The sequence below is a fragment of the Adlercreutzia sp. CNCM I-6216 genome (assembly GCF_977113345.1).
The window spans coordinates 1-15,055 of record NZ_CDSBIE010000006.1 but is presented as its reverse complement, the minus strand read 5'-3'; the positions used below and the strand labels follow the sequence as shown (position 1 = coordinate 15,055).

The window sequence follows — 15,055 nt, the reverse complement described above, 5'->3', positions numbered from 1 at the left end:
CATGGGCGAGGTGCCGGCACGCGAGGTTCTGTGGAACATCACGGGCCACTGGCTGATCTACCCCTGCTTCATCGTGGCGCTGGCCGTAGCCGTCGTCTTCTTCGTGCGGCGCTGGCGCCTGTGGAAGATCGGCGAGCCCGAGAATCGCTCCGATAGGCGCGGCGAGCGTCTGCGCGGCGCGGTGCGCGACGCCCTTCTGCAGGTGAAGGTGGCCGAGCGGCGCGGGCCCGGGCTCGTGCACGTGGCCATGTACGTCGCCATGATCATCCTGCTTATCGCCACCGCCACCGTGGCCGCCCAGGCCGATTTGGGGCTCCCTCTCGTCCAAGGCGACTTCTACCTGTACTTCCTCTCGCTCACCGTCGACATCGCCGGCGCCGCCTTTTGCATCGCCATGGTGGCTTGCATCGTGCGTCGCATCGCGAACCGCGCGCTTGACACCAAGCCCGGCGACATCGTCGTTTTGGGCCTGCTGCTGTCCATCGGCGTCACGGGATTCGTGCTGGAGGGCCTGCGCATCGCCGGCACGGGCGATCCCTGGAGCGCCTGGTCGCCGGTGGGGAGCCTCTTCGCAGGGCTCTTCGCCAGCTGGAACCAGGGTCAGATCGAGCTTGCCCACCGCGTGCTGTGGTGGTTCCACATGGCGCTCGCCTTCGCGCTCATCGCCTACTGGACCTATTCCAAGCTCGTTCACGTGCTGCTCGTGCCGGCCGGCGTCTACTGGCGCGATCTGAAACCCAAAGGCGAGCTGCCCTTCATCGACATGGAGGACGAGGGCCTGCTCTCCTTCGGTTGCGGCCGCTTGGAGGAGCTCACGTGGAAGGATCTGTTCGACACCCAGGCCTGCGTGCGCTGCAACCGCTGCCAGGACCTCTGCCCGGCCTTTGCCACGGGTAAGCCCCTAAGCCCCAAGTCTTTCATCCAGGATTTGGGCGCCGAGCTAGAGCAGCGGGGGCCCATAATCTACCGCTTGCAGAAGGAGGCGGCCCTGGAGAAGAACGGCGCGGCCGCCGACGAGGGCGGGAAGGGGGCGAAGGCGGTTCCCGAGCTGCCGGCGTCCGAGGCGCTCCTTGAGAACGCCGATCTCGCCGACGCCGAGCGCGCCATCGTCGATCGCCCGCTCGTGGGCGCGGTCATCGCGCCCGAGACCCTGTGGGCCTGCACCACCTGCGGCGCCTGCATGGAGGCGTGCCCGGCCTTCGTGGAGCACGTGCCGAAGGTGGTGAAGATGCGCACCTACCAGGTGTCCATGGAAAGCGCGTTCCCGCCGGAGGCCCAGGCCACCTTCCGCAACATGGAGAACAACGGCAACCCGTGGGGGCTGGGCTGGCAGACCCGCGCCAAGTGGGCCGAGGGGCTGGATGTGCCCACCATCGCCGAGGCCCCCGATGCCGAGTACCTCTACTGGCCCGGCTGCTCCGGGGCCTTCGACGCACGCAATCGCAAGGTGTCCGCGGCCTTGGTGTCGCTGCTCGCGGAGGCGGGTGTGAGCTTCGCCATCTTGGGCAACGAGGAGAAGTGCTGCGGGGACGCGGCGCGGAGAATGGGCAACGAGTTCGTCTACTTCATGCTGGCCAGCGAGAACATCGCCACGCTTCAGGCCTACGGGGTCAAGAAGATCATCGTGCAGTGCCCCCATTGCTACCAGGCCCTGGCCCGGGACTACCCGCAGCTGGGCGGGCATTTCGAGGTGATCCACCACAGCGAGCTTCTGGCACGGCTCGTGCGCGAGGGACGCCTGCCCCGCGCGAGAGAGGCGCTCGGGCGCGTGTGCTTCCACGACTCGTGCTATCTGGGCCGCTATCAGGATATCTACGAGGCGCCCCGCGAGGTGGTCCGCACCGCCGGCGGCAGCGTGGTGGAGATGGAGCGCAACCGCCGTGCGAGCTTCTGCTGCGGGGCCGGTGGCGGCCGCATGTGGCTCGAGGAGAGCGCGGGGACGCGCATCAACGAGGCGCGCATCTCCCAGGCGCTTGATACCGACCCCGATCTTTTGGCGACTTCGTGCCCGTTCTGTCTGACCATGCTCGCCGATGGTATGGTATCGGCAGATTCCGATGTGCCCGTGAGGGACATCGCCGAGCTGTTGGCAGGAGCGGAAAAATGAGCGAGAGCGCGGACAAGACGAGGCATGCGGCCGAGGTGGCGGCGAAGGCGGTGGGCGCGACGGCTGCGGGCGCGGCGGAGGGACGGCGTGTCCAGAGCATCCGCGAGCCGCTTTCCCCCGGCGCCTACGTGGAGTACTCGGTGGACGATCAGCCTGGTGTGGTGGAACGCGCCCGGGCTTTCCTCGCAGGAGCGCCCGGCGAGCCGGTGGCCCCGCGCATGGCCGCCACGGTTATGCTGGTGAGCGAGGGCAAGCCCCATTATCGTCGTTTCGAGAGCCCGCTGGCGGGGGGAGCGCCCATCGAGGAGACCGTGGATGCGGCTCCGGTGGATGTCTTCATGCTGCGCCGCGCCTCCACCATGGCCTTCACGCCGGACGCCGTGGTGTTTCCCGGCGGCGGCATGGACGTGCGGGATGTGGAATGTGCCGTGCCCTGGGCCGGGCCTTCTCCGGAGCAGTGGGCCTGTCTCATGAGCTGTCCCGTGTCCGTGGCAAAAGGCGTCATTACGGCGGCGGCCCGGGAGGTCTTCGAGGAGAGCGGCGTGCTTCTGGCCTCTGCTCCCGACGGAGGCGCGCCCGTCGACGAGCGCGAAGACCATTGGGCTGCCGAACGTGAAGCCGTGGCCACGCGGCGCGTCTCCTTCGGGGAATTCCTTCGCGAGCGGGGGCTCGTGCTGCGTAGTGATCTGATGCGCCTGCGCAGCCATTGGGTCACTCCCGAAAGCGAGGCACGGCGTTACGATACCTATTTCTTCCTGGCGCGGCTGCCCGAGGGGCAGCACGCCGATGGCCGCACGAGCGAGGCCGTGGAGGCGGCCTGGATCGCCCCGGGCGAGGCGCTCATGCGTTTCGATGCAGGGCTGCTCAAGCTCGTGCCCCCGACTATCTCCAATCTCACCTCCATCGTGGCAGCGACCTCGGTGGACGAGGCGTGGAACACTCCCTTCGACGGGCACGTGCGGCCGCATCCGGTGGCGCGACCGTGCGGCGAGGTGGTGCTCGGCTGCGAGGTGAGCGAGACATGAGCGCGCGCTTCGCACCTCCGGACAACGAGGCCATGGTGGGGGCTTTCGCCCAATGCGTGCGACACCCCAACGCCACGCCGCTCACCTACCACGGCACCAACAGCTGGATTCTCGCCGCTCCGGACGACGGAGCCTGCCTGGTGGTGGATCCGGGTCCCGACGACGCCGCCTGCATCGGGCGCATCGCCGAGGCCTGCGCTCGGCGCGGCCTCACCGTGGCCGCCGTGGCGGTGACCCACGACCACTTCGACCACGCCGAGTGCGCCGAGGAGGCCAGTCGGGTTTTCGGTGCGCCGGTGCTGGGTATGGCGGCGGGCACGCTGGGCTGTGGCCCTCTGGAGCTTCCCGGAGTGTCCCTGTCCATCGAGGTAGTGCCCTTGCCGGGGCATTCCAGCGACTCGGTGGGCTTCTATGTGGAAGAGGGCGCGCTCGTGGTGACGGGGGATGTGGTGTTCGCCCAGAGCCCCACGATGGTCTGCTGGCCCGACGGGCGCATGGGCGACTATCTGGCGAGCTTGGACGTGCTTGGGCGCCTGGTGGCCGAGCGCGGCGTGGAGCGCCTGCTGACGGGCCACGGGCCGGTGATCGAGAACCCCTCCGAGCGCATCGAGCAGGCGCGCCGTCATCGCCTCCAACGGCTGCAGCAGGTGGTGTCCGCGGTTCGCAGCGGCATCCCCGCCGATGCCGAGGCCCTGGTGGAGGCCGTGTACAACGACGTGCGGCCCGAGCTGCACGACGGTGCCGTTCGCTCGGTGAACGCCCAGCTGCGCTATGCCTTCGACGAGGGCATCCTGCAGGAGAACCGCTAGCGCCGGCGGCCTCGTTCCGCCCGGCACGCGATAGAGCCGCATGCAAGTGCCCCGCGGGGCTGAAAGAGAGAGGAAACCTATGGCCATCACCTACACCGAGGAGCAGCGCGAGCTCGTGCAGCTTGTGCGCGACGTCGCCCGCAACGAGGTCATGCCGCACGTGGCCGCGGCCGACAAGGCAGGGGAGTGCCCCCGCGAGCTGTACCAGTGGGGCTTCGATTTGGGACTGCACATGGTGGAGATACCCGAGCAGTTCGGCGGCATGGGCTTAAGCTACGAGACCTGCGCCATGATGTTCGAGGAGCTGGCCTGGGTGGATGCCGCCTATGCCGACACCTTCGTCACGAACTTCGTCGCCTTCCGCAACATCCTTCTGAACGGCACCGAGGAGCAGGCGCGCCATTTCGTGGAGAAGACCGAGAACAACGGGTTCGCCGCCTTCTGCCTCACCGAGGCCAACGCCGGGTCGGACGTGGCGGCCATGCGCACCACGGCGGTGCTCGACGGCGACGAGTACGTTCTGAACGGCACCAAGACCTTCATCACCAACGGCTCCATCTCCGACATCTACGTGGTGTTCGCCAAGACCGACCCGGAGGCCGGCGCCCACGGCATCACGGGCTTCCTCATCGACGGCGACACCCCGGGTCTTGCTGCCGGCGCCAAGGAGCACAAGATGGGCTTCCGCCTGTCGGACACCACCGAGGTCGTTCTCGAGAACGTGCGCGTGCCCCAAAGCGCTGTCATCGGGGAAGTGGGCCAGGGCATGTCCATCGCTCTGAACGCCCTGAACCTCTCCCGGGCCTTTATCTCCACGCTGGCCGTGGGCATCATGCAGCGAGCGCTCGACGAGGCCGTGGCCTACGCGAAGCAGCGTAAGCAGTTCGGGCGGCGCCTCATCGACTTCGAGATGGTGCAGCAGATGCTCGCCGATATGGCCATCAAGACCGAGGCGGCGCGCGTTCTCGTGAACAACTGCATGCGCCAGATGGACGCCGGCGAGATGGTGCGCAAGGACGGCGCCATCGTGAAGACCTTCGTCACCGACGCCATGCAGGAGGTGGTGAGCAACGCCGTGCAGGTGCTCGGCGGCTACGGCTATTCCGAGGAGTACCCGGTGGAGAAGCTCATGCGCGACGCCAAGATCTTCCAGATCTTCGAGGGATCGAATCAGATCCAGCGCATGACCATCGCCAAGGAACTCGACCGGGAGTACCAATAAGTTAAAAGAAGTCTCTATCAAAAAGCCCGAGCGCGATCAGCGGCGCTCGGGCTTTTTGCTGCTCGTCCGGCTGCCGCTGGGAGGTATACCTCCATGCTCAAACAGTCCTCGCTCGGCGAAAGTGCCCACTGGGCACTTTCGTTCGCTGCGGAACTGCGCGTGGAGGCACACCTCCCATCGGCAGCCTACTCGAACAAAAAGAAAGGCTTACTCCGCCTCCATGCGCTCCTTCAAGATTTGCGCGAGGATGAAGCACTTCACCTTGCCGGTGGCGGTGACGGGGATCTCGTCGATGATCTCGATGCGCTCGGGCCACAGGCGCTTGGCCACGTGGCGCTCCCTCAGGTAGGCGATGAGCCCGTCTTGGGTAGGAGGCGCGGCGGGGTCGCTCGGCACGACGAAGGTGCAGATGCGCTCGCCGAGGCGCGTATCCGGCATGCCGATGGTGGCCGAGTTGGCCAACCCCGGCGCGCCGATGAGGTCGTCGTCGATCTCCCGGGCCGAGATGTTCTCGCCGCCGCGGATGATGACCTCCTTCTTGCGTCCGTTGATGCGGATGCGCCCTTCCTCGTCCATGTAGCACAGGTCGCCGCTGTAAAACCAGCCCTCATCGGAAAGCGCGCGGTCGGTGCGGTCGCGCTCGTTCAGGTAGCCGACGAACATGTGGGGCCCGCGGGAGATCTCCTCGCCCTGGGCGCCCCGGGGCACCTCGTTGCCTGCCTCGTCGATGACCTTGACCTCGATGCCCGCGAAGGGGACGCCCGACCAGGCGCCGTTCCACTCGGCGCACTTCTCCGGGGGCACGAACACGTGCGGGCAGCTTTCCGTGGAGCCGTAGATCTCGCAGAGCAGCACCCCGTAGCGGGCCGCGCGCTCGATGAGGGCCGGGGGCAGGGGCGCCCCGCCGCAGCAGAACAGCCGCAGGGTGTCGAAGGCCAGGCCGTCCTCGGCGTCCAGCGCGTTCAGCATGTCGTAGATGAACGGCGTGGCCGACATGGACCAGGTGACGCCCTCGGCGTTCATGAGCTCGATGGCCTCGCGCGGTCGGAAGTCCTGCTGCAGCACCGCCCGCCCGCCGAGCAGAAGCGGCGAGATGAGCCCGTGGAAGAAGCCGGTGGCGTGGTTCAAGGGCGAGGGCATGAACATGACGTCGCCCTGGGTGCGCCCCAACTCTCTCGTGAAGACGCGCTCGGAGAACAGGATGTTGTTGTGGGTGAGCATGGACTGCTTCGGCTTGCCCGTGGTGCCCGAGGTGGGCAGGATGCAGGCCACGGAATCGGCGGACACCGGAACGGGCTCGCGCAAGGGCTCGAAGCGCTCGTAGATGTCGTCGAAGGTGGGCAGCTCCGAGTGGCTCGGCGCCTGCTTGTCCAGCACGGCGATGGCGGCCAGGCTCGGTATGGCGTCGCGAACAGAGAGGATCTGCGCCTCGTAGTCGGTGTTGTGGGAGAAGGTGGGGGAGAGGTAGGCTCGGGAGCCGACGAGGTTCATGGCGTATTCCAGATCCACGTCGTTGTAGTTGCGCGGCACCGGGTGCACCACGCCGCCGACTTTCAGCACGGCCACATAGGCGATGGTAAACTCGGCCCAGGTGGGGAACTGCAGGGTGACAACGTCGCCGGCTTTTACGCCCTCGGCGACAAGCCATGCGGCCACACGCCCGGCTTTGTCGTCAACCTCCCCGTAGGTGAGGCGGCTTCCCGTGTCGTCGCAGACGTATTCGCGGTCGGGGTGAGCGGCACTCGTTCGCTCCCAGATGTCGGCGATGGTGTCGTGCGTCCAATACCCCTTGTCGTACCAACGCTTCTTAAGCGCCTCGTTGATCTTCAGGTCGTCGATCATGTCAGCCCCTTCTGCTTTTCTGACCGGCCGCTATCGCTCCCCAGGCGGCCACGAACCTTGTAGTTACTATCATACAAACGACCGTGTCGAAATGGTCATAGTAAGAAAGAGGGCATTCATAGGAATGCCCTATTGATATCGTGCCAGCTTGACGTGCCGGCTGCTTTAGGCCATGCGAGCCGCGAGCTCGTCGGTGAGCACGTTGCGGCGCACCTTGCCCATGAGGGTCTTCGGGATCTCGTCGATGATCTCGATGCGCTCGGGCCACAGGCGCTTGGGCACGCCCTCGCCTTCCAGGTAGGCCGTGACCGACTCCAGGGTCGGCACTGTATCTCCCAAAGGCGCCACGAAGGTGCAGATGCGCTCGCCCAGGCGGTCGTCGGGCATGCCGATGGTGGCCGACTCGCCCACGCCGGGGCAGCCCACCAGGTTGTCGTCGATCTCGCGGGCCGACAGGTTCTCGCCGCCGCGGATGATGATCTCCTTGCGCCGGCCGTTGATGCGAATGCGGCCGTCCTCGTCCATGTAGCCCAGGTCGCCCGAGAACCACCAGCCGTCGTCGGTGAGCGCGCGGTCGGTGCGCTCCGGCTCGTTCAGGTAGCCGACGAACTGGTGCGGGCCACGGGAGATGTGCTCGCCCTGGACGCCCGGGGCCACATCGTTTCCCTGCTCATCGATGTAGCGCACCTCGATGCCGGGGAAGGGGATGCCGGACCAGTCGCCGTTCCATTCCACGCATTTGCTCGGGGGCACGAACACGTGCGGGCAGCTCTCCGTGGAGCCGAAGATCTCGCAGAGCAGGATGTCGTGGTTGTGGGCGCGGTCGATGAGCGCCCCGGGCACCGGCGCGCCGCCGCAGGAGTGCAGCACGTAGGTGGGCAGCGACTCGTCCGGATGGGCGTCCAGGTACTTCACGATGTCGTAGATGAACGGCGTGGAGCACATGGACCAGGTGGCGCCCTCGGCGTTGATGAGGTCGATGGCGTCCTTCACGGCGAAGTCCTGCATGAGCACGGATCGGCCGCCCAGAAGCATCGGCGCCACGAGACCGTGGAAGAAGCCCACGGCGTGGTTCAAGGGCGCCGGCATCCACATGACGTCATCGGCGGTGCGCTCGAGACCCTCCACGAAGACGCGCTCGGAGAACAGGATATTGTTGTGGGTGAGCATGACCTCCTTGGGCTTGCCCGTGGTGCCGGAGGTGGAGAGCAGGCACGCCACCTGGTCGGATTCGACGGGCACCTTCTCGGCGAGGGGCTCGGTAGTGGCAACGATCTCGGCCACGGTGGGCAGGTCGGTCTGCTTGGGGGCCTTCTTGTCCACCAGCGCGATGACCTTCAGGGTGGGGATGTCGCCGGCGATGTCGAGGATCTGCTGCTCGTAATCGACGCCGTGGAAGGAGGTGGGCCCGATGTAGGCGCGGCTCTCCACGAGGTTCATGGCGTAGGTGAGGTCGGCCCCGTTGAAGTTGCGGGCGAGCGACTGGATGACGGCGCCGGCCTTGAAGCAGGCCACGTAGGCGATGGTGAACTCGGCCCAGTTCGGGAACTGCAGGGTGACCACGTCGCCGGGCTTTATGCCCTGGGACACGAGCCACGCGGCCAGACGGCTTGCCGCGTCGTCCACTTCCCCGTAGGTCATGCGGCAGCCCTGGTCGTCGGCGACGTATTCCTTGTCGGCGTTCGCCCGCGCCTGGCGCTCCCAGACGTCGCGGATGGTGTCGTGCGTCCAATACCCCTTTTCGTAGTACTCTTTCTTCTTCTCCTCGTTGATCTTGAGATCGGTGATCATAGGCCTTCCTTTCTAAAGAACCTAAAACCCTTTTGCCACGGAAGCGCCCGGCCGCTCGTGCGCGGCTCCCCGGTGCTCGAGCGCCTCCGCTGATACCCAGAAGAAATTCGTGCTTTTAGCATACAAAGGTATTTATCGGACAGGAAGCCAAAATTGAGAAAAGATAATTGGAATAATTAATGAGTCAATAGGGCCAAGCGATGCGTGGAAATCTATAGACCCACAAAATCAATTAATTGGGTAGTAAAAGAAACAATATTTCAAAATTGTCCGTGGAAAACCGCTGTGTCATCCTTAAAAATCAGAAGCAAGTCAGGCGGAACAAAATTCCAATGGGCTAAAAAGTAAAACTTGAGTAAACAAGCGCGAAAGGGGTTCATCCATGAGTGTCTACCAGGAGGCCTACCATCTGCCCGAGTTCACCTACGACTACGAGAAGCTGAAGATCGAGCAGCGCGGTCCGGTCTACATCTGCTCCTTCAATGATGCGGACAACCTGAACGCCATGTCCTACGCCCAGATGGCCGAGTTCAACGACTTCCTCATCAAGGTGCGCATGGACAAGGACTGCCGCGTCATCGTGCTGACCGGCGAGGGCCGCTCCTTCTGCGCCGGCTTCAACCTGAACGACCTCGCCCTCGATCCGCCCGAGGACATGGGCCGCATCCAGCGCGACTTCTACATCATGCAGCGCATGTGCTCCGACCAGATTATCAACATGCGCCGCTGCGAGCAGCCCATCATCGGCGCCCTGAAGGGCTTCGCCGTGGGCGGCGGCCTGTCCATCTCCTGCGCCTGCGACATGCGCGTGCTCGGCGAATCCTACAAGATGAACGCCGGCTACCTGTCCATCGGCTACACCGGCACCGACATGGGCGGCTCCTTCTTCCTCCCGAAGATCGTCGGCTACGCCCGCGCCTGCGAGATCCTCATGAACCCGGCCCGCTTCGATGCTCAGAAGCTCTACGAGTGGGGCTTCGCCAACCGCGTGGTGGCCGACGACGACGTGCTTGAGACCGCCGTGGCCATGGCCGAGGAGATGTGCCGCGAGACCGCCCCGTTCGGTCTGCGCCTCACCAAGGAGGCCCTGCAGTGCTCGCTGGACGGCACCAGCTTCGAGAACTGCATCAAGATGGAGAACCGCAACCAGGTGCTGGCCTCCAACACCAACGACGGCATCATGGGCACGCTGAAGATGAACCCGAAGAATCGTGCCGACGTGAAGGAGAACCCGGAGAAGTACGCCTTCCACAACATGTAAGAGAGGATCGGCAAAACCGAACCTGCTATCTGGAGCCCCGCAGCCCACAAGGCCGGGGCTCCCTTTTCTCTTTCTAGGTAGAAAATCGCCGCGGGGGAGCCGCGCGGTGCCTTGATTCGCTCAGACAGTCCTCGCTTGGTGAAACAGGACATTTAGTCCTGTTTCAGTCGCTGCGGAACTCGCTCGGTCAAGGCACCCCGCGTCTCCTCTCGAATCGAACGTTGTTGAGACGAGGAGGACGCTATGAAAGTGCTGGGAATCAATGGGAGCCATCGGGCCGGGAAGGGGACGGCGGCGCTTCTGCAGGCGGCCCTCGACGGGGCGGCCGAGCAGGCATCGGCGCTGGAGGTGCCGGTAAGCTGCGAGCTGGTGGAGCTCTCGAAGCTCGATATCGGGTTCTGCGTCGGCTGCAACCGCTGCCTCGCCCAGACGAGCTGCACGCTCGAAGACGACATGAACGATCTCTACGAGAAGCTACGGGACGCCGACGTGGTTCTGCTCGCCTCGCCGGACTACTTCGGCACGGTGAGCGCCCGGATGAAGAACTTCATGGACCGCACGCGCCCCTTCCATATGGTGGAGAACGTGCTGACCGGCAAGGTGGGCGGCGCCATGTCCACGGCCGGGCTCAACAACTGCGGGGGAGAGGGAACGCTCGCTGCTCTGGACAGCTGGTTCGCCACTCAGGGAATGCTCTCCGTGCACCCGCGCACCGCGGGCGCGCCCTTGTCCGGCGGCGTGGTGGCCACGGGCTTCGCGGGGCTCGACGAGACCGGGCAGCCCCGCTGGCGCTCGGTGAAGGCCGACGAGATCGGGTTCGCCCTGGCCCGGCAGCTGGGGCGCGAGGCCGCGTGCCTGGCCGTGCGGCTGGCATAGCATTCCTTCACTCGGCGAGAGCTGACAAAACGGTGGTCAAATTGACGGAATGACGACAGGGTTTCAAACTTCTTACATCGCTCGCGCATAGAGATTGCAGCACCTTGTTGACTTGCTGTTGCTCCCGCACGGCGCGCTAAAGTCTACTTGTCCGGTAATCGTTCGAGCCACTTGGACGATCCAGCAACTCGGAAGGATGGTTCTTCAAGCGACTCCCGGTTCCTTTTCGGTAGTGCGTTAGAAGGAGGCTTATCATGACGCGCGCGTCTGACTTTGTTCCGCTCAATGGCATCTCTCGTCGAACCTTCTGCAAAGGGGCGGCCGTGCTCGGCATTTGGGGAGGACTCGCCAGCTTCGGCCTGGCCGGCTGCGCCCCCCGCACCCGCGCCGAGCGGCTCGCGAGCTCCGCTCCCTGGAAGGCGGGCACCTACACGGCAGAGGTGACGGGCCGCAACGCCCCCTACGCCATGACGGTCACGTTCACCGACGACGCCATCGGCTGCACCAATATCAAGCCCTGCGCCCAGGGCGAGGGCATGGCGCTTGCCCTGGGCGCAGGCGCCGAGCGCGACGTGCTGTGCAAGAACATCTTCGCCCAGCCCGACGGCACCTACTGGATCGTCGTGAACACCCTGCGCTACCCCGATCCCGACGAGCCGGACGCCAACGGCGCCACCATCAACAACATGCTGGCTCTGGGCCACATCGTCGCTGGCGATACCGTGGAGGCCCTGGCCGGCGAGATGGGCGTGGACGCCGCGAACCTGCAGGCTTCCATCGACGCCTACAACGCCGTGGTGGAAGGCGGCACCGACGAGTTCGGCTTCGTGGCCGACAACACCGCCGATGCGGCCATGACCGAGGGCCCCTGGTACGCCTGCCGCAAGGTGCCCACCGTGCACCACACCATGGGCGGCATCCGCGTGAATGTGGAATCCGAGGCCTGCAACGCCGACGGCGAGCCGATTCCCGGCTTGTACGCCGCAGGCGAGTGCACTGGCGGCATCCACGGCGAGAACCGCCTGGGCGGCAACGCCATCGCCGACTGCATGACCTTCGGCCGCAACGCCGGCACCAACGCCGCAAAGTACGCCCTGGCCTAGTCGCGCTATAACAGCCTCCTTCCCCCGAGCGGGAATAGAAAGAAGGAGCCCCTCGCGATGAGGGGCTCCTTCTCGAGATAGGAAGCGTGTTTGGCGGGGGAGGGCCTACCAGTTGCAGGGGGCCTCGCCCTTCTCCTGGCGCTCGGACTTGAAGATCACATCCGGCACCTCCTCGCCGTGGTAGCACTTCACGGCGCCCTTCTCCTCCAGCTCGGCGATCTGCTCGGGCGTGTAGCCGTAGTGCTCCAGGTACTCGGCGGTGTGGTAGCCGATGGGCTTGGAGAGGATGATCGGCGGGTCGCCGTAGCCGCCGAAGCGGATGGGCGTGGTGGGCAGCGCATGCTCGCCGAAGGCGTTGTACTTCACCTTGCGGATGGCGTCGTTGGCGTAGGCCTCGTCGTCCTTCAGGATGTCGGTGAAGCGGAAGACCTTCTGACTCGGCACGTCCCACTCGGCCAGGATCTTCAGCCACTCCTCCAGATCCTTCTTCGAGAAGCCCTCGTCCAGGATGGTGATGAGCTCCGGCTGCAGGTGGTTCGCCTTCACGTTCTCGATGGTCGCGTAGCGCGGATCGTCCACCAAGTCGTCGCGGCCGATGATTTTCATCATGTCGTTGTAATAGCGGTTGTGCTGCGGCTGGCAGATGTAGAGCCACTTATCGTCGGCGGTCTTGTAGGTGTTGTTGAAGGGGTTGGGCACGTCGGTGCGGGACTTCGGGTAGTCGGCGCCGAACTGCTGGGCGCAAAGGCCGATGGAGCCGCCCCAGATGGCGGAGTGGTACAGGTTCACGACCACCTTGTCGCCTTGGCCGGTGCGCAGCTTGTTCACGAGCGCGCCGAGCAAGCCGGCGGCCATCATGATGGCGGTGTTGTAGTCACCGAAGGCCTGCGGGGGGATGGCGGGGGAGGTGTCCTTCTCGGGGAAGGTACCGGCCACGCCGCCGCGGGCGGCCCAGCACACGGCATCGTAGCCGGGGGCATGGGCGAACTCGCCGAACTCGCCGTAGCCGCGCATCTGGCCCCAGATCAGCCCCGGGAACTCCTCGTGCAGGGTCTCGTAGTCGAGTCCGAGCTTCTTCAGGGCGGCGGTGCGCATGTTGTTCATGAAGATGTCGGCCTCGCCGATCATCTTCTTCGCGATGGCCAGGCCCTCGGGATCCTTCAGGTTGAGCGACACCCAGTTCTTGTTGGTGTTGTTCAAATCGATGGTGGGATCTTCCGTATCGGTCAGCTCGCAGCCGAAGCCGGGGCCCTGGGTGCGCTGGGTATCGCCGGCGAAGGACTCGATCTTGATGACCTCGGCGCCCATCTCGGACAGGACGCGGACGGTGGCCGGGGCGGCCACGTAGGTGCACATCTCGACGACCTTGATGCCGGCGAGCGGGCCGTAACCGTTGAGCTTCTCGGTGACTGTCATCGGAGCATCTCTCCTTTCATGCAAGTGGTTGGTCGGGCGGTTCGTTTGTTTGCATCCCTATCATCGCAGGGGAAAGAACCCCTATCTACGGACAAAATGAAATATGTGTGTAAAACAGACTCGAAATTGAGTAGAAAATACCACTAGATGGGAAAGTTATCCCTATGCAAACAGGACAACAAAGATATTCTGTTTCAACAAATCAAAGGAGTGGTGTGCTAGGGTCATCGTGTAGAATGCACACTATAGTAAAGAGAAGGGAGCCATAAGATGGACTTCACGCTGACCGACGGGCAGAAGAAGCTCGTCAGCGCCTTTCGCACGTTCGGGGCCGACACCTTCACGCCGGAGCGCGTGGCCAAGTGGTGCCGCGACCAGGGCCTGCCCGATACGGTGATGAAGGAGTTCGTCGATCTGTACTACGAGACCGCCGAGCCGGACATCGCGCCCGATCTGGCCCACAGCCTGCTCTCGCAGGTGCTCATCGTGGAGGAGCTCTCCCGCTGCGCCGGCACGACGCTGCCGTTCCAGAACGACTTGTTCAACCTGCAGATCATGAGCGGGTTCGCCGGGGCCGCCGAGGCCGCCTCCATCGCCGAGGACTATCGCGCCGACGGCCGCCTCATGTTCGCCCTGGCCATCTCCGAGCCCGACGGCGGATCCGACACCATGGCCATGAAGACCTCGTGCCAGACCGTGGACGGCCGACTGCTTCTGAACGGGCGCAAGTCCTATGTGAACAACGGCGAGTACGCCCCCTATATATTGGTGGCCGCCATCGACAAGGACGCGGGGGATACGGGTCGCTACCCGTCGCTGTCCTTCTGGCTCGTGCCCCGCAGCGTGCCCGGCATCAACGCCGTGCCCATCAGCAAGATCGGTCAGTCCATGCTGCCCTTCGCGCTCATCTCCTTCGACGATGTGGAGCTGTCGCCGGAGTGGCGCCTCGATGCGAGTGAGGGAGGGTTCCAGCAGCTGTTTCATCTGCTGGAATACGGACGTGTGCTTTTGTGCGCCTCCAGTTTGGGCATGGCCCAGGCGGCCATGGACGACGCGGTGGCCCACGCGCGCTCGCGCAAGGCCTTCGGCGTGCAGGTGGGGCGCTTCCAGCAGATAGAGACCCTTCTCACCGATATGGAAGTGCGCCTGCGCAACATGCGCTCCATGGTGTACCGGGCGGCGTGGTCCATCGACGCCGCCGACGAGACCGAGCGGCTCGACGTGGCCCTCATGAAGCGCTACGTGCCCGAGGCCTCGGTGCAGGTGGCCTCGGACGCCATGCAGATTCTGGGGGGCCTCGGCTACACCGAGGGCTCGCGCGTGAGCCGCATCTGGGAGGACTGCCGCGGCAATCAGATCGCCGAGGGAACGGACCAGGTGATGGTGTACATCGCCGCGCCCTTGATAATGGAGCACTATAGGTCTTTCTAGAAGCGGCTGTGAGCATTCTTATTAAGTGAACGATCACAAGAAACTGGGGGAAATATTCTCCCAGTTTCTTCTATTCAGGCTCGTGAGCCTGCACGGCGCGCGAAGCGCGGCGGGCAAAAAACCACCCGCTATGCGGGTGCGCGTCGAAGGCTCCGCCCTTGCGTCAAAACGC

11 protein-coding genes are annotated in these 15,055 nt (G+C 64.8%); 8 read left to right on the top strand and 3 right to left on the bottom strand.

The genetic code is table 11. From position 1 onward, the window contains the following. The first annotated feature begins 1 nt into the window (after position 1). The 4 genes from ACYVRU_RS06865 (at position 2) to ACYVRU_RS06850 (ending at position 5,163) form a co-directional block, all read left to right on the top strand. Entirely contained in the window at positions 2-2,107 is a 2,106-nt protein-coding gene (locus ACYVRU_RS06865) for a heterodisulfide reductase-related iron-sulfur binding cluster (RefSeq protein ID WP_461185904.1), read from the top strand. Beyond that, on the top strand, positions 2,104-3,132 hold the full coding sequence (locus tag ACYVRU_RS06860) for an NUDIX hydrolase (protein ID WP_461185903.1): 1,029 nt from the start codon (positions 2,104-2,106) through the stop codon (positions 3,130-3,132). Before ACYVRU_RS06865 ends, ACYVRU_RS06860 begins: the two co-directional genes overlap by 4 nt. After that, positions 3,129-3,941, top strand: a complete 813-nt coding sequence (locus ACYVRU_RS06855; RefSeq protein ID WP_114539140.1) for an MBL fold metallo-hydrolase — start codon at positions 3,129-3,131, stop codon at positions 3,939-3,941. The genes ACYVRU_RS06860 and ACYVRU_RS06855 overlap by 4 nt, the downstream gene beginning before the upstream one ends. A gap of 79 nt (positions 3,942-4,020) precedes the next feature. Beyond that, a complete protein-coding gene (locus ACYVRU_RS06850) occupies positions 4,021-5,163 on the top strand; it encodes an acyl-CoA dehydrogenase family protein (protein WP_173113126.1) in 1,143 nt (380 codons plus the stop codon). A 207-nt stretch (positions 5,164-5,370) separates the two neighbouring features. Here ACYVRU_RS06850 and fadK (ACYVRU_RS06845) read toward each other — a convergent pair whose 3' ends face one another. Then, positions 5,371-7,005, bottom strand: coding sequence for a medium-chain fatty-acid--CoA ligase (gene fadK, locus ACYVRU_RS06845; RefSeq protein WP_461185902.1), 1,635 nt, complete (start codon positions 7,003-7,005; stop codon positions 5,371-5,373). 165 nt (positions 7,006-7,170) lie between these two features. Next, on the bottom strand, positions 7,171-8,796 hold the full coding sequence (gene fadK, locus ACYVRU_RS06840; RefSeq protein ID WP_022739803.1) for a medium-chain fatty-acid--CoA ligase: 1,626 nt from the start codon (positions 8,794-8,796) through the stop codon (positions 7,171-7,173). Between the two features lie 382 nt (positions 8,797-9,178). On the opposite strand from fadK (ACYVRU_RS06840), the gene ACYVRU_RS06835 reads away from it, so the two are divergent. The 3 genes from ACYVRU_RS06835 (at position 9,179) to ACYVRU_RS06825 (ending at position 12,036) form a co-directional block, all read left to right on the top strand. Continuing rightward, the gene (locus ACYVRU_RS06835) at positions 9,179-10,057 is read left to right on the top strand and encodes an enoyl-CoA hydratase/isomerase family protein (protein WP_022739804.1); all 879 of its coding nucleotides are present in this window, start codon (positions 9,179-9,181) and stop codon (positions 10,055-10,057) included. A gap of 243 nt (positions 10,058-10,300) precedes the next feature. Continuing rightward, complete coding sequence (locus ACYVRU_RS06830; protein WP_114539135.1) at positions 10,301-10,933, top strand: flavodoxin family protein; 633 nt, start codon at positions 10,301-10,303, stop codon at positions 10,931-10,933. Positions 10,934-11,187: 254 nt separating this feature from the next. Further along, the gene (locus tag ACYVRU_RS06825) at positions 11,188-12,036 is read left to right on the top strand and encodes an FAD-binding protein (RefSeq protein ID WP_114539134.1); all 849 of its coding nucleotides are present in this window, start codon (positions 11,188-11,190) and stop codon (positions 12,034-12,036) included. Positions 12,037-12,141: 105 nt separating this feature from the next. Here the strand turns inward: ACYVRU_RS06825 and ACYVRU_RS06820 are convergent, their stop codons facing one another. Continuing rightward, a complete protein-coding gene (locus ACYVRU_RS06820) occupies positions 12,142-13,452 on the bottom strand; it encodes a CaiB/BaiF CoA transferase family protein (protein ID WP_278982260.1) in 1,311 nt (436 codons plus the stop codon). Between the two features lie 270 nt (positions 13,453-13,722). Between ACYVRU_RS06820 and ACYVRU_RS06815 the strand changes: the two genes are divergently transcribed. After that, a complete protein-coding gene (locus ACYVRU_RS06815; RefSeq protein ID WP_022739817.1) occupies positions 13,723-14,883 on the top strand; it encodes an acyl-CoA dehydrogenase family protein in 1,161 nt (386 codons plus the stop codon). The last annotated feature ends 172 nt before the right edge of the window (positions 14,884-15,055 follow it).